This window comes from Salinarimonas soli, from assembly GCF_008386575.1.
Lineage (GTDB): Bacteria > Pseudomonadota > Alphaproteobacteria > Rhizobiales > Beijerinckiaceae > Salinarimonas_A > Salinarimonas_A soli.
This window is the reverse complement of sequence record NZ_VUOA01000014.1, coordinates 23,920-38,388: the sequence shown is the minus strand read 5'-3', so window position 1 is coordinate 38,388 and position 14,469 is coordinate 23,920. Positions and strand designations below refer to the sequence as shown.

Sequence of the window (14,469 nt, the reverse complement as noted above, 5' to 3'; positions counted from 1 at the left end):
CGCTACCGTTCATCGCCCCCAAGCCAGCGTCCAGCGTTCCCGACGGTTTGCCCCATGCTCTCCCGCACCGCCGACAACCTCTTCTGGCTCGCCCGCTACACGGAGCGCGCCGACTTCGTGGCCCGCATCCTCGATGCCGCCATGCGGCTTGCCTCGCTGCCCTCCTCCTATTCGGGGGAGCGCAACGAGTGGGAAAGCGCGCTCGCCTCGGCGGGCAGCATGGAGACGTTCCAGGGCCTCTATTCCGCGACGAACGAGGACACCGTCCGCGACTTCCTCGCCTTCAGCCCTGCCAACCCTTCCTCGATCCGCAACTGCCTGGAGCTCGCCCGCACCAATGCGAGGGCGGTGCGCACGGCGCTCACCACGGAGATGTGGGAGGGGATCAACGGCGCGTGGCTTGAGTTCAAGCGCTTCGACGGCCGCTCCATGAGCCGCGAGGAGTTCGCCCGGTTCCTGGAATGGGTGAAGAGCCTGTCGCTGATGTTCGAGGGCTCGGCGCACCGCACCATGCTGCGCAACGACGCCTACTGGTTCACGCGGCTGGGCCTCGCCATGGAGCGGGCCGACAACACCGCCCGCATCATCGACGTGAAGTACCATGTGCTCCTGCCCGAGAACGAGCGGGTGGGCGGCAGTCTCGACTATTTCCAGTGGACCACGATCCTGCGCGAGGTCTCGGCCCTCACCGCCTATCACTGGGTCTATCGCGACCGGATCCGGCCGATGCGCGTGGCCGACCTCCTCATCCTGAACCGGCAGATGCCGCGCTCGCTGGCGAGCTGCTACGAGGTGATGGTGCGCCACCTCGACCTCACGGCGGACGCCTATGGCCGGCGCGGCCCGAGCCAGCGGCTCGCCAGCGCCACCCTCGGCCGCCTCAACGACCTTGCGATCGAGGAGATCTTCGCGCAAGGCCTGCATGAGTTCATCGAAGCGTTCATCCTCGACAACAACCAGCTCGGCACGGCGGTCGCCGAGCAGTACCTCACCTGACGCGCGCCCCGCCCCGGATCCATCATGCGCCTTCGCGTCCTCCACGAGACCCGCTACGCCTACGACCAGCCCGCCCGCGGGCTGATCCAGGTCATGCGGCTCACCCCCGCGAGCCACGAGGGCCAGCATGTCCGCCGCTGGCGCATCGACCCGAGCGTCGACGGCAGCCTGAAGGTGAAGGAGGACACGCTGGGCAACACGATCCACGTCTTCTCCGCCGACGGCGCCGTCGACCAGCTCGTCGTCCGCGTCTCGGGCGAGGTGGAGACCTTCGACACCCACGGCGTCGTGACGGGCACCGCCGAGCGGGTGCCCGAGGCCTTCTTTCTCCGCGACACCGACCTCACCACGCCGGACGACGCGCTTCGCGCCTTCGCGGCCGAGGCCGGCGGGAGCCCCGACCCGCTGACCCGCCTCCACGATCTCCTGAAGGCGATCAACGGCACGATCGTGTTCGACACGGCGCCGACCCACGCCGCGACGACGGCGGCGGAGGCCTTCGCCATGCGCCGCGGCGTCTGCCAGGACCTCACCCACGTCTTCATCGCCACCGCGCGCCATCTCGGCATCCCGGCCCGCTACGTCTCGGGCTACTTCTTCCGCGCTGACGGCGTGGTGGAGCAGGAGGCGGGGCATGCCTGGGCGGAGGCGAAGGTGCCGGGGCTGGGCTGGGTCGGATTCGATCCCGCCAACGGCATCGCCACGGGGCCCGCGCATCTGCGCCTCGCCATCGGCCTCGACTATCTCGGGGCCGCCCCGATCCGGGGCAGCCGCTACGGCGGCGGGAACGAGACCCTTGACGTGCGGCTTCGCGTCGACAATGGGCAGAGCCAGGCGCAAGGCTGAAGCCGCAGGGCACCCGGAAACCCGGGGCCGGGGACGAAGGGGGGACACGGATGACCTATTGCACCGGCATCCTCGTCGAGCAGGGCCTGGTCATGCTCGGCGACACGCGGACCAATGCGGGCCTCGACAACGTCTCGACCTTCCGCAAGCTCCACGTCTACCGCGGCGCGGGGGACCGGGTGCTGCTGCTCGCTTCCGCCGGCAACCTTTCGGTATCGCAATCCGTCGTGAGCCTTCTGGCCGAGGGCATGGAGAACCCGGACACCGGCGAGGTCGAGCGCCTCGATAGTGCGGCGAGCCTCTTCAAGGCGGCCCAGCTCGTCGGCCGGGCGGTGCGCAGCGTGCGCACCATCGACGGCCCGGGGCTGGAGGCGGCGAACGTCACGTTCGACGTATCCTTCCTCTTCGGAGGGCAGATCCGCGGCGGGCCCATGCGACTGTTCATGATCTACGCGGCCGGCAACTTCATCGAATGCGGGCAGGACGCCCCCTTCCTGCAGATCGGGGAGCACAAATACGGCAAGCCGATCCTCGACCGCGCCGTGAAGTTCTCCACCGACCTCTACGACGCGCTGAAGATCGGCCTCATCTCGATGGACTCGACCATGCGCTCGAACCTTGCGGTCGGCCTGCCCATCGACATCGCGGTGCTGCGGCGCGACGCGCTGGAGCCCGAGGTCGTCCACCGCATCGAGGCCGGCGAGCCCTATTTTCACGATCTGCGCGAGCGCTGGTCGGCGGCCCTGCGGGCGGCCCACATGGCGATCCCGCGCCCCCCTTACGAGCCCCGAAAAAGCTGATCATCCGGTTCGGGGAAGATTTACCCTCCGGCGCAACGCGATTTAAACGGAAGGCGCGCAAGGTCGGGGTCCATCCTCACCGGGACTCGACATGGCGAGCAGCCTACCGACAAGCCGCCGATCCTTCGCCCAGCTGCTCCACCGGCTGTTCTGGCCGACGGCGATGCTACTGTGCGGAACCATCGGGTTCGTCCTGCTGACGATCTTCCTGAGCAGCCAGACGGCCGACATGGAGGCCGCCGAACGCCAGCGCCTCCAGCTCGCCGCCGCGATCGAGCAGCGGCTCCAGGATCTGGAGAGCCAGCTTGCCACCGCCCTGCGCAAGGCGGTCGAGAGCCCCGCCGATCTCCAGCCGGGCGACGCCTTGCGCCAGTCCTCCGCGCGGATCGTTCCGCTCTTCGACGTCTCGGCCGTGTATTGGGTGGACGCGACGGGCCTGCCGGCGGTGAGCCCGGCCGAGGGTGATGCAGCTGGCCGCGCGGCCTTCGAGGTTGCCGGCGTGATGCTGCCCGAGCTCATCAGGTCGGCGGAGCTTCGCCTGAGCGGCCTGCCTGTGAAGGGCTCGCCCCTGATCCAGCTCAACATCAGCCAGGGCCTCACCCGTCTCCTGCGGGTGGACGGGTCGGTCTACGGGCTCGTCGCCGTTCCGAACCGGGTTCCCTCCGCTGACGGATTCATCCTCGCCGTCGGCATGCGCCGCATCGACGAGGCGAGCCTGCGGCGCCTCGCCGAGCTGCACGGCGTGCGCGATTTCGCCGTGCATTCCGGCCCGCTCCCGGCGGATCAGGCGGGCCTCGGTTTCGGCGACGAGCGCATCGGCACAGCCGCCCATCTGAGCTGGACCGCCGATCGGCCCGGCCAGATGCTCCTCGAGCGCCTCCTGCCCCTTACGCTCATCGGCACCATCGTTACCTTCGCGATGTTCGCCTTCATCATGGGGCACGTTCGCACCATCGCCCGCGACCTCGCGGCCACCCAGGAGAAGGCGCAGAGCCTCGTGGGACGCGATCCCCTCTGCGGCCTCCCAAACCGCCTCCTCTTCGGCGAGCGCCTCGATCAGGAGCTCGCCCGCATCTCCCGCACGGGGGAGGGGCTCGCGGTCATGTTCCTCGACCTCGACCGGTTCAAGGAGGTCAACGACACCTACGGGCACCAGGCCGGCGACGAGCTCCTGAAGCGGGTCGCCGAGCGCTTGGGTCGGCTCCTGCGCGGGGCCGACACGCTCGCCCGCTTCGGGGGCGACGAGTTCGCCGTCATCCAGACGCAGGTCCGCTCCCGGGTCGATGCCGAGAGTCTCGCCCGCCGCATCCTCGACGAGCTGACGCATCCCTTCGAGCTCGGCGAGGCGCCCGTCAGCGTCGGCGTGTCGATCGGCGTGGCGCTCGCCCCGGAGCACGGTCTCGACCGCGAGGGCCTGATGCGTCTGGCCGACACGGCGCTCTACCAGTCGAAGAGCGAGGGCCGGAACCGCTACTCGTTCTTCGTAAGCCAGATGGACGAGGCTATCCGCCTGCGCAAGGTGGTCGAGGACGACCTGCGCGACGCGATCGCGACCGACCAGCTCGCCCTGCATTACCAGCCTCTGTTCTCCGCCGACGGCCAGACCGTGGTCGGACTGGAGGCGCTCGTGCGCTGGCCCCACCCTACGCAGGGGCTCATCGCGCCAGACCGCTTCATCCCCATGGCCGAGGAGCGGGGTCTCATCATCCCGCTCGGTGAATGGGTCCTGCGCCGCGCGTTCACGGACGGGAAGCGCTGGCCGGGCCTGCGCATCGCGGTGAACGTGTCGCCGATCCAGTTCCGCCACCGCGACTTCGTCGCGAAGGTCGTCGACGCCCTGGAGGAGACGGGGTTCGATGCGACCCGCCTCGAGCTGGAGCTGACCGAGGGCGTGGTGGTCGAGGACGCCGACGCCGCCGAGGCCGCGATGATGGAGCTGCGGGCGCTCGGCGTGCACCTCGCGCTCGACGACTTCGGCACGGGCTATTCGAGCTTGATCTATCTGCGGCGCTTCGCCTTCGACAAGATCAAGATCGACCGGTCCTTCCTTGAATCCATGGAGGCGACGGGGGAGTCGGCGATCCTGGTTCACTCCATCGTCCATCTCGGCCGGGCGCTCGGGCTCACCGTGACCGCCGAGGGCGTGGAAACGAAGGAGCAGCACCGCTTCCTGCAGGCGCTCGGCTGCCACCAGCTCCAGGGGTTCCTGTTCTCCCGGCCGATCCCCGCCGCGGAGGTGGATGTCCTTCTCGGCATCGCTCCGCCCGACGAGAGCGCATCGGCGGCCTGACGGGCGGCTCAGTTCAGAAGATCGATGCCGGCAACGATCGCGTAGACGAAGCCCGCGCTGAGCGCGACGCCGATGGCGCCGATCAGGAGACCGCTCAGCACGACCACGCCGTCCCGCTCCACGAGGCCCAGACCCACGAGGCATACGGCGAGGCCGAGCGGGATCTGCCCGACGACGGGAGCCGCGACGAGCAGTCCCAGGGCGAGCGCCAGGAGCATGAGCCCGACCACCCGCATCGCCGCCCCCGTGTCGAAGACGAGGAGGCGTGGACGCGACCAGCGCTCCAGCCGCCGGAACACCGGCACGGCCCGGCCCGCGGCCCGCGAGACGTCGCTCTGCCGCACGGAGCGCAGCAGAAGCGCGCGGGGCAGCCAAGGGGCCTGTCGCCCGGCCGCGATCTGAAGCGCGACGAAGGCCAGCAGGATGCCGCAGACGAGCGGGATCGGCGGGGGCATCGGTAGGCAGTTCGGGAGCCCGAGAAGCACCACGAGCAGGGCGAAGGCCCGGTCGCGCAGCACCGCCATGATCTCGCCCACGGTCTGGCGCTCGCCCCCGTGCGCGGCAAGCGACATGAGGATTTCGGATGTGCGGGTCGTGCGAGCCAAGAGGGGCCTTGCTGGGATCAGGCTGTCCTGCTCCTGTAACCCACGCGGCCCCGCCCGGAAAGCTCCCGATCGCGGCCGTCCCTCAGTGAATCGTGAGCACGCCGTCCACCTTCTTGAACTCCGCCGGCTTGATCAGGCGCGAATGCGCGACCGTGACGGAATGGAGCGGCCCCTCGAGCTCGCGGGTCCAGAAGTCCAGGAATTCGTGCAGGATGGGGAAGCGCGGCGCCAAGTCGTATTCCTGCCAGATGTAGCTCTGGAGGAAGGACGGATGGTCGGGCATCCGGTAGAGGATGGTGGCGGTGGTCAGCCCGTAACCCTCGAGCTGACGGATGAACTCCTTCGAGACCATGGGACCTCCATTGGCTTGACGCGCAACGCGCGTGACGGCCCGCGTGTTGCGCACCCACGAGGGTGCCGCGAACAGCCGCCACGCTCAAGCTCAATCCACGAAATTAGTGTTTTGTTCCATAGCCTTAGCAGCATGGGCCCCGGTCTGCTGACAAATCCCGGCACGCTTGCGCTTGGCACTCGACGCGCTGACTGCCAAAATTTTCGGACGGGGCTCTTGAACGGCCGAAATCCCGCGCCTAGCTCATCGCCCGGAGCGTTACGGCGGCGCTTGTCGCGAGGCCGCCGACGCTTCGACAGACGACCATCTGACTCGCATTTCTTGGAGGACAGAGATGAAGTTTCGTCCCCTTCACGACCGCATCGTCGTCCGCCGCATCGAGGCGGAGGAGAAGACGGCCGGCGGGATCATCATCCCCGATACGGCCAAGGAGAAGCCGCAGCAGGGCGAGGTGATCGCGGTGGGGCCCGGTGCCCGCGATGAGCACGGCAAGGTGAACCCGCTCGACGTGCAGCCCGGAGATCGCGTGCTGTTCGGCAAGTGGTCGGGCACCGAGGTGAAGATTGGCGGCCAGGACCTCCTGATCATGAAGGAGTCCGACGTCATGGGCGTGCTGGAGCACGCCGAAGCCCAGCGCAAGGCCGCCTGAACGGGGCCTCGCGCGACGAGCATCATGTCTGATACGGAGTGATGAACATGGCAGCCAAGGACGTGAAGTTTTCGGCGGACGCCCGTGAGAAGATGCTGCGCGGCGTAGACATTCTCGCCGACGCCGTGAAGGTGACGCTGGGGCCGAAGGGCCGCAACGTGGTGATCGAGAAGAGCTTCGGCGCGCCGCGCATCACCAAGGACGGCGTGACGGTCGCGAAGGAGATCGAGCTTGCTGACAAGTTCGAGAACATGGGCGCCCAGATGGTGCGCGAGGTGGCCTCGAAGACCAACGATCTGGCCGGCGACGGCACCACGACCGCGACCGTTCTGGCCCAGGCCATCGTGCGCGAGGGCGCCAAGGCCGTGGCCGCCGGCATGAACCCGATGGACCTCAAGCGCGGCATCGACGATGCCGTCGGGGCCATCGTGGCGGACCTGAAGAAGAACGCCAAGAAGGTGACCTCCAACGACGAGATCGCCCAGGTCGGCACCATCTCGGCCAACGGCGACGTGGAGATCGGCCGCTATCTCGCCGAGGCGATGGCTAAGGTCGGCAACGAGGGCGTGATCACCGTCGAGGAGGCGAAGTCTCTGCAGACCGAGCTCGACGTCGTCGAGGGCATGCAGTTCGACCGCGGCTATCTCTCGCCCTACTTCGTGACCAACACGGAGAAGATGCGGGTGGAGCTCGAGGATCCTTACGTCCTAATCCACGAGAAGAAGCTCTCGAACCTGCAGGAGATGCTCCCGGTCCTCGAGGCCGTGGTGCAGACGGGCAAGCCGCTGCTCATCGTCGCCGAGGACGTCGAGGGCGAGGCGCTGGCGACCCTCGTGGTGAACAAGCTGCGCGGCGGCCTCAAGATCGCGGCCGTGAAGGCGCCGGGCTTCGGCGACCGGCGCAAGGCGATGCTCCAGGACATCGCGATCCTCACCGGCGGCACCGCCATCTCCGAGGATCTCGGGATCAAGCTGGAGAACGTGACGCTCGCCATGCTGGGCCGCGCCAAGAAGGTGGTGATCGAGAAGGAGAACACCACCATCGTGGATGGCGCCGGCTCCAAGGCCGACATCGAGGCGCGTGTCACCCAGATCAAGGCGCAGATCGAGGAGACGACCTCGGACTACGACCGCGAGAAGCTCCAGGAGCGCCTGGCGAAGCTGGCCGGCGGCGTCGCGGTGATCCGCGTCGGCGGCGCGACCGAGATCGAGGTGAAGGAGCGCAAGGACCGCGTGGACGATGCCATGCACGCCACCAAGGCGGCGGTCGAGGAGGGCATCCTGCCGGGCGGCGGCGTGGCGCTCCTGCGCTCGCTCAAGGCGCTCGAGGGGCTCGAGCCCAGCAATGCCGACCAGAAGACCGGGATCGAGATCGTGCGCCGCGCGATCCAGGCGCCGGCCCGCCAGATCGCGCTCAACGCGGGCGAGGACGGCTCGGTCATCGTGGGCAAGATCCTGGAGCGGGGCGACTACGCCTTCGGCTTCAACGCCCAGACGGCCGAGTACGGCGACATGTTCGGCTTCGGGGTCATCGACCCGGCCAAGGTCGTGCGCACCGCGCTCCAGGATGCAGCCTCCGTCGCGGGGCTTCTCATCACCACGGAGGCGATGATCGCCGAGGCGCCGAAGAAGAAGGCCCCCGCCGCGCCTGCGGCCGGCGCCGACATGGACTTCTGATCGTCTCGACGGGTCGGATCAGGGGGGGGGGGCGCGGACCGGTCGCGGTCCGCGCCCCTCTCCTGTAAGCAGGTTCGGTCACACGTGCGGTATCTAATTACCGCGACACACAAACGCTTGCCGCATAAGGCTTTCAGCCGCGTTCGCGATCGCGAACCGCGTTGACAAAGCGCGCTCCGTCCCGTACACCCCCGGTCACAAGCCGCCGCGATCCCGCGGCGGTTCTTCGTTTCGGAACCAGGGACACAGCGCGATGAAGACTTTTTCGCTGAAGCCCGCCGACGTCGACAAGAAGTGGGTGGTCATCGACGCGGAGGGCCTCGTTGTGGGCCGTCTCGCTTCGGTCGTGGCCATGCGGCTGCGCGGCAAGCACAAGCCGAGCTACACCCCCCACGTCGATTGCGGCGACAACGTTATCGTCATCAATGCCGACAAGGTGGTCTTCACCGGCCGCAAGCGCGAGCAGAAGGTGTACTATCACCACACCGGCTATCCGGGCGGCATCAAGGAGCGCACCGCGCGCTTCATCCTCGACGGGCGCTTCCCGGAGCGCGTCGTGGAGAAGGCCGTGGAGCGCATGCTCCCCCGCGGCCCGCTCTTCCGCCAGATCATGGGCAACCTGCGCGTCTACAAGGGCACGGAGCACCCCCACGTGGCTCAGCAGCCTGTGCCGCTGGACGTCGCGGCCCTGAACCCCAAGAACAAGAGGCAGTGACCATGGCGACCCTGCAGTCTCTCGCCGATCTCGCCGGCCAGTCGCCCGCCGCCCAGGCCGAGGCGCCCCGCCACGTCCAGAAGCTCGACGCCCAAGGCCGCGCCTACGCGACCGGCAAGCGCAAGGACGCGGTCGCCCGCGTGTGGATCAAGCCGGGCTCCGGCACAATCACGGTCAACGGCCGTGCGCTCGAGGTGTACTTCGCCCGTCCGGTGCTCCGCATGGTTCTCCAGCAGCCGATGGCGCTGGTCGACCGCGGCACCCAGTACGACGTGAACGTCACGGTTCGCGGCGGCGGTCTCTCGGGCCAGGCCGGCGCGGTGCGCCACGGCATCTCGAAGGCGCTCACCTATTTCGAGCCGGAGCTTCGCGGCCCGCTCAAGAAGGGCGGCTTCCTGACCCGCGACCCGCGCGTCGTCGAGCGCAAGAAGTACGGCCGCAAGAAGGCCCGCCGCTCGTTCCAGTTCTCGAAGCGCTAAGGCGCTCGGGACCGGGCATTCGGTTCGACGGGGAGGCGAGAGCCTCCCCGTTTTTCGTTTCAGGACCGCCCGGGAGCGTCGGCGGCGTCCTTGCCGCGCTTGGCTTCGGCCCGGCAGCGGTCTGAGCAGTAACGAACCTCGTCCCAGACCCGCTCCCACTTCTTGCGCCAGGCGAAGGGCCGGCCGCACGACGCGCAGTCCTTCGTGGGGAGATCGCCCTTCTTGCGCATCCGCGCCATCGCTCGCCTCTCCTGCGGTGGGGCGACGCAGGCCCGTCGACATGCCCCACGCCCGCGCTAGCTCAACGCCCGCGTGGCATCAATGAGACAAAGGGGCGTGCATGTCGGGAGTGGTGCTGGTCTATGGCGGTTCGGGGGGCATCGGGGCGGCGACGGCCCGCGCGCTCGTCGAGAAGGGCTATGCCGTTCACCTCGTGGCCCGCGATGCGGGTCGTCTCGCCGAGGCCGCGCGAGCCGTCGGCGCTGCCGGCACCACCGCAGGCGATATCCTCGACGACGCCACGCTCCGCCAGGCGACGGAGGAGGCGGCGCAACGGGGCCACGTGGCCGGACTCGTCTATGCGGTCGGCACCATCAACCTGAAGCCTGCCGCGCGGGTCAGCGAGGCGGACGCGGTTCAGGATTTCCGGATCAATGCCCTCGGTGCCCTGCGCGCGGTCCAGGCCGCTCTGCCGGCCCTCAAATCCGCCGAGGGCTCGCCGGGCATCGTCCTGTTCTCCACGGTCGCGGCGAGCCAGGGTTTCGCGGCGCATGCCTCGGTCGCTATGGCGAAGGGCGCCGTCGAGGGCCTGACCCTGGCGCTTGCGGCCGAGCTCGCGCCGAAGATCCGCGTCAACGCCATCGCGCCGTCCCTGACCCGGACCGAGCTGGCCCGCCCCCTCACGGCCAACGAGACGATGGCGACGGCGATCGCCGGGATGCATGCGCTGCAGCGGCTGGGCGAGCCCGGCGACATCGGCCCTCTCGCGGCCTTCCTCGTGTCCGCCGAAGCTTCGTGGGTCACGGGTCAGATCATCGGGGTCGACGGCGGGCGCTCGACCCTGCGCACGAAGGGCTGACGCGCCGGTACCAGGCCTTGCTCCCGTCGAGCGAGGTCAGGGGCCGCCGAACCGGATGTGGCCCGAGAGCCCGCCATAGAAGCCTTCGCGACCGCCCTCCGCGAAGCTGCGCCCCGCCGAGACACGCCAGGTCACCCCGGCGAAGGTCGGGCCGGTGACGTGCACGCCGGCCCGCCATTCGGTCCAGTCGCGCTCCCGCTTGAGGGACAGTTCGGGGCCGACGAAGGTCTCGTCCCAGGCCTTGTAGCCGGCCGAGACCCGTCCCCAGGCCTGCGGCCGGGCCGAGCCTGCGATCAGGGTGGCCGTGAGCAGCGTCTCATCGGACGGGCGCGCCCAGATTTCGCCCTGGGCCCGCACGCCCAGCCGCAATCCGCCGTCCCGCTCGCCCTCGGGGCCCAGGAAGAGGGCGGCATGGATCCGGGGCATGGCCCATTGATAGCCGCCGAGAAGCCCGAGCTGCAGCGGATGATCGCCGTCCCGCTTGCGTCCGCCCGCACCCAGGATGCCCATGGCGACAAAGCCCGATCGGTCCAGCGAATCCGTGAGCGCCTGCTTAAAGCCGATGTGAGCATGCAGCGAATGGCCCGCATCAAGGCCCGCGAAGAACACGCTATGCGCCTCGTCGGCCTGCGCGGGACCCATTGCGAAAGCCCCGACGACGAGACATCGGGCGACACGACGAACCGCTCCGGACACGCGGACACCTCACACGCAGAACAGGTAGCGATGCATCATGTGACGCAAGGGTGAGCGCGTGCAAGTTGTTTCTGGTTGTGCCGGGGGCTCCTGCCCGGTGATCGTCGGAGCGGTCGGTGCCTTATCCAGGGATGGAGTACGTTCCTGTCGCGTGGCAGACGATCGCCTCGTCGCCCTGCGAGCGGATCTCGACGTCACCGACCGCGAGGCGCTTCCCAAGCTTGAGGATGCGGCACTCGGCGACGAGGGCCCGCTGGGCGGGCTTGCGCAGGAAGTTGAAGGCGAGATTGGTGGTCACCGCAAGCCCCACCGGCCCGATCTGGCCGAGGATGGCGACATAGAGCGCGAGATCGGCAAGCGTCATCATGGACGGTCCCGACAGGGTTCCGCCCGGCCGGACGTGCCGCTCGTGGTAATCCATGCGCATGCGGGCCGACATCGGCCCGATGTCCTCGACATGGAAGCAGCGTCCGCCGATGTGGATCTGCGGAAACTCGCGATCGAGGAAGGCGGAGACCTCCGCGGCGGTCATCATGGGCGGGCGTTCGGACATGGGAGCCTGCACGACGGGTGCGTTTCGACGAGCGTCCTTGCACCACGTCGCCGCCGCCGCGACAATGGGGCAATCGACCGAGGAGGTTTGCCGTGAATGCGCATGCGGCCGTCGACGCTCCGCTCCTGCGACACGACCGGGACGGCGTCGCGACCCTGACCCTCAACCGGCCCGGAGCCCGCAACGCTCTGTCCGAGGCGCTGCTCGACGCCCTCGGCACGGAGCTCGACCGTATCGCCGCGGACGGAACGGTGCGCGCCGTGGTGCTGAGCGCCGCTGGGCCCGTCTTCTCCGCGGGGCATGACCTGAAGGAGATGACGGCGCGGCGAGCCGACGAGGATCGCGGGCGGGCCTATTTCGCGGAGGTCCTGTCGCGCTGCTCGGGCGTCATGCAGCGGATCGTAGGCTTGCCGCAGCCCGTCGTCGCTGCCGTCGAAGGCGTCGCGACGGCAGCCGGGTGCCAGCTCGTGGCGAGCTGCGATCTCGCGGTGGCCGGGGAGGATGCCAGGTTCTGTACGCCGGGCGTCCATATCGGCCTGTTCTGCTCCACGCCCATGGTGGCGCTCTCACGCAACCTGTCGCCCAAGCACGCCATGGAGATGCTGCTTCTCGGGGAGATGATCCCGCCTGCCGACGCCGCGCGCATGGGCCTCGTCAACCGGGTCGTCCCGAGGGGAGGGGCCCTGGAGGAGGCCTCCCGCCTGGCGTCGCTCATCGCCGCCAAGTCCGCCCTGACCCTGAGGACAGGCAAGCGCGCCTTCTACGAGCAGCTGGAGATGGGGCTGTCCGACGCCTACGAGCACGCCTCGCGGGTGATGGTCGAGAACATGCTGGCGCGCGATGCCGAGGAGGGCATCGGCGCGTTCATGGAGAAGCGCGAGCCGTCCTGGGAAGGGCGCTAGCGGAGCGCTCACGCCTTCGGCAGCAGCGCCTCGGGCAGGGCGTCGGGCGCAAACCGGCCAGGGCGGTTGAGGCGGATGATGGGCTCGAGCTGCCAGATGCCGACCGCCGCGACCGCCGCCCCGAGCAGCGCGGCGCCCGGTGCCCCGCTCTCGAAGGCGCGCCAGGCGAACAGGGCGACCGCCACGAGCGTGAAGGCGGCGGCGCTGATCATCAGCGACCACAGCACGGCATGCTTCCCCGTGATGAGCTCCACCTTCGGGTTGGCGCGAGCGACCGCCTCGATCAAGGCATGCACGAAGGCGGAGTACTCGGCTTCCTGCGAGCGCACGTTCATGATCGACGTCCAGCTGACGCTCGTGAACGTCACGGTCCGGCCGTTCACGAGGGTGACGCGGGTTCGGAACGCACGCTGCGCGAAGCTCCGGGGCTCGTAGGAGAGCCGGATCCGCGTCACGGCGCCGAGCTGCATCTCCTCCACCTTGCGCGTCGTGTCGACGACGAGCCGGTTTCGCAGGAGCTTGAAGGCGAGCGGATAGCCCACCGGGCGCGGGTTGTGGCTGTAGCTCGGGGGTGGGCTCTCGTCGGTCATGGCGGCGCTTGTGCGGGATCGGCGGCGATCCCGCAAGGCGTCACCGCACGAGCGCCCGCATGGCCCGATCGATTCCCTCCAGGGTCAGCGGGAACATCCGGCCCCCGACGAGCCCGCGGACCAGGCCGATCGAATGGGTGTAGCCCCAGTGCTTCTCAGGCACCGGGTTGAGCCAGATCGCCTTCGGGAAGTGGGCGAGCAGCCGCTCCATCCAGGCCTGTCCCGCCTCCTCGTTCCAGTGCTCCACGGAGCCGCCGGGCATCAGGATCTCGTAGGGGCTCATGGAGGCGTCCCCGACGAACACCACGCGATAGTCCGACGGATAGGTGCGGATGAGGTCGAGGGTCGGGGTCACCTGGTCGTGCCGGCGCCGGTTCTCCTTCCAGACGCGCTCGTAGAGGCAGTTGTGGAAGTAGAAGTGCTCGAAGTGCTTGAACTCGAGCCGGGCCGCCGAGAACAGCTCCTCGGCCTTCTCGATGTGCCAGTCCATCGAGCCGCCGACATCGAGGAAGAGGAGGACTTTCACGGCGTTGCGGCGCTCGGGCCGCAGCTTCACGTCGAGGTAGCCCTTGCTCGCGGTCTCCTGGATCGTGCCCTCCAGGTCGAGCTCCTCGGCCGCGCCGGTGCGGGCGAAGCGGCGCAGCCGCCGCAGGGCGACGCGCATGTTGCGCACGCCGAGCTCCACGTCGTCGGAGAGGTCCTTGAACTCGCGGCGGTCCCACACCTTCACGGCCCGGAAATTCCGGTTTCCGTCCTGCCCGATCCGCACGCCCTCCGGATTGTAGCCGTAGGCGCCGTAGGGGCTCGTCCCGGCCGTGCCGATCCATTTGCTGCCGCCCTGATGGCGGCCCTTCTGGTCCTTCAGGCGCTCCTTGAGGGTCTCGAACAGCTTGTCCCAGCCCATCGCCTCGATCTGCGCCCTCTCCTCGTCGGAGAGGAAGCGCTCGGCGAGCTTGCGCAGCCATTCCTCGGGGATCGGGGTGGCGTCCACGGCGGCGCCAAGCGTCTCCAGCCCCTTGAAGACTTGCCCGAAGACCCGGTCGTACTTGTCGAGGTTGCGCTCGTCCTTCACGAGGCAGGCCCGCGCGAGGAAGTAGAAGTCCTCGACGCGCTTCTCCGCGAGATCGCCGTCGAGCGCTTCCAGAAGCGTGAGGAACTCGCGCAGGCTCACCGGGACTTTCGCGGCGCGCAGTTCGGTGAAGAAGTTGAGCAGCATGGCGTCAATGTCGGAGGTGGCGCCGA

Annotated in this window: 17 protein-coding genes; 10 read left to right on the top strand and 7 right to left on the bottom strand. The window is 68.8% G+C overall.

Annotated elements, in window-relative coordinates:
- Positions 1-54: 54 nt before the first annotated feature.
- The 4 genes from F0L46_RS05940 (at position 55) to F0L46_RS05925 (ending at position 4,932) form a co-directional block, all read left to right on the top strand.
- Positions 55-996, top strand: coding sequence for an alpha-E domain-containing protein (locus tag F0L46_RS05940; RefSeq protein ID WP_149816136.1), 942 nt, complete (start codon positions 55-57; stop codon positions 994-996).
- A 24-nt stretch (positions 997-1,020) separates the two neighbouring features.
- Positions 1,021-1,842 (top strand): transglutaminase family protein, encoded by an 822-nt coding sequence (locus F0L46_RS05935; RefSeq protein WP_149816135.1) that lies wholly within the window; start codon positions 1,021-1,023, stop codon positions 1,840-1,842.
- A gap of 50 nt (positions 1,843-1,892) precedes the next feature.
- The gene (locus tag F0L46_RS05930; RefSeq protein ID WP_149816134.1) at positions 1,893-2,642 is read left to right on the top strand and encodes a proteasome-type protease; all 750 of its coding nucleotides are present in this window, start codon (positions 1,893-1,895) and stop codon (positions 2,640-2,642) included.
- A 91-nt stretch (positions 2,643-2,733) separates the two neighbouring features.
- A complete protein-coding gene (locus F0L46_RS05925) occupies positions 2,734-4,932 on the top strand; it encodes a putative bifunctional diguanylate cyclase/phosphodiesterase (protein WP_149816133.1) in 2,199 nt (732 codons plus the stop codon).
- Positions 4,933-4,940: 8 nt separating this feature from the next.
- Here the strand turns inward: F0L46_RS05925 and F0L46_RS05920 are convergent, their stop codons facing one another.
- Entirely contained in the window at positions 4,941-5,504 is a 564-nt protein-coding gene (locus tag F0L46_RS05920) for an exopolysaccharide biosynthesis protein (protein WP_149816132.1), read from the bottom strand.
- 115 nt (positions 5,505-5,619) lie between these two features.
- The gene (locus F0L46_RS05915; protein ID WP_149816131.1) at positions 5,620-5,889 is read right to left on the bottom strand and encodes an usg protein; all 270 of its coding nucleotides are present in this window, start codon (positions 5,887-5,889) and stop codon (positions 5,620-5,622) included.
- Between the two features lie 334 nt (positions 5,890-6,223).
- On the opposite strand from F0L46_RS05915, the gene F0L46_RS05910 reads away from it, so the two are divergent.
- The 4 genes from F0L46_RS05910 to rpsI all read left to right on the top strand — a co-directional run bounded on the left by F0L46_RS05910 (position 6,224) and on the right by rpsI (position 9,408).
- Positions 6,224-6,538, top strand: coding sequence for a co-chaperone GroES (locus F0L46_RS05910; RefSeq protein ID WP_149816130.1), 315 nt, complete (start codon positions 6,224-6,226; stop codon positions 6,536-6,538).
- Positions 6,539-6,585: 47 nt separating this feature from the next.
- Positions 6,586-8,214 (top strand): chaperonin GroEL, encoded by a 1,629-nt coding sequence (groL, locus tag F0L46_RS05905; protein WP_149816129.1) that lies wholly within the window; start codon positions 6,586-6,588, stop codon positions 8,212-8,214.
- A gap of 253 nt (positions 8,215-8,467) precedes the next feature.
- On the top strand, positions 8,468-8,929 hold the full coding sequence (gene rplM / locus F0L46_RS05900; RefSeq protein WP_149816128.1) for a 50S ribosomal protein L13: 462 nt from the start codon (positions 8,468-8,470) through the stop codon (positions 8,927-8,929).
- 2 nt (positions 8,930-8,931) lie between these two features.
- A complete protein-coding gene (rpsI, locus tag F0L46_RS05895) occupies positions 8,932-9,408 on the top strand; it encodes a 30S ribosomal protein S9 (protein ID WP_149816127.1) in 477 nt (158 codons plus the stop codon).
- 59 nt (positions 9,409-9,467) lie between these two features.
- On the opposite strand, the gene F0L46_RS05890 is transcribed toward rpsI, so the two are convergent.
- Positions 9,468-9,647 (bottom strand): DUF2256 domain-containing protein, encoded by a 180-nt coding sequence (locus tag F0L46_RS05890; RefSeq protein ID WP_188311869.1) that lies wholly within the window; start codon positions 9,645-9,647, stop codon positions 9,468-9,470.
- A gap of 101 nt (positions 9,648-9,748) precedes the next feature.
- Between F0L46_RS05890 and F0L46_RS05885 the strand changes: the two genes are divergently transcribed.
- Positions 9,749-10,486, top strand: a complete 738-nt coding sequence (locus F0L46_RS05885; protein WP_149816126.1) for an SDR family NAD(P)-dependent oxidoreductase — start codon at positions 9,749-9,751, stop codon at positions 10,484-10,486.
- A gap of 36 nt (positions 10,487-10,522) precedes the next feature.
- Here the strand turns inward: F0L46_RS05885 and bcsS are convergent, their stop codons facing one another.
- Complete coding sequence (gene bcsS / locus F0L46_RS05880; protein ID WP_149816125.1) at positions 10,523-11,128, bottom strand: cellulose biosynthesis protein BcsS; 606 nt, start codon at positions 11,126-11,128, stop codon at positions 10,523-10,525.
- Positions 11,129-11,303: 175 nt separating this feature from the next.
- Positions 11,304-11,735 carry a PaaI family thioesterase gene (locus tag F0L46_RS05875; protein WP_149816124.1) on the bottom strand — a complete coding sequence of 144 codons (432 nt, stop codon included), beginning with the start codon at positions 11,733-11,735 and terminating at the stop codon, positions 11,304-11,306.
- Positions 11,736-11,827: 92 nt separating this feature from the next.
- On the opposite strand from F0L46_RS05875, the gene F0L46_RS05870 reads away from it, so the two are divergent.
- Complete coding sequence (locus tag F0L46_RS05870; protein ID WP_149816123.1) at positions 11,828-12,637, top strand: enoyl-CoA hydratase; 810 nt, start codon at positions 11,828-11,830, stop codon at positions 12,635-12,637.
- Between the two features lie 8 nt (positions 12,638-12,645).
- Here the strand turns inward: F0L46_RS05870 and F0L46_RS05865 are convergent, their stop codons facing one another.
- Both F0L46_RS05865 and F0L46_RS05860 read right to left on the bottom strand, forming a co-directional pair.
- On the bottom strand, positions 12,646-13,227 hold the full coding sequence (locus F0L46_RS05865) for a hypothetical protein (RefSeq protein ID WP_149816122.1): 582 nt from the start codon (positions 13,225-13,227) through the stop codon (positions 12,646-12,648).
- Positions 13,228-13,267: 40 nt separating this feature from the next.
- On the bottom strand, positions 13,268-14,443 hold the full coding sequence (locus F0L46_RS05860; protein ID WP_149816121.1) for a vWA domain-containing protein: 1,176 nt from the start codon (positions 14,441-14,443) through the stop codon (positions 13,268-13,270).
- Positions 14,444-14,469: the final 26 nt, after the last annotated feature.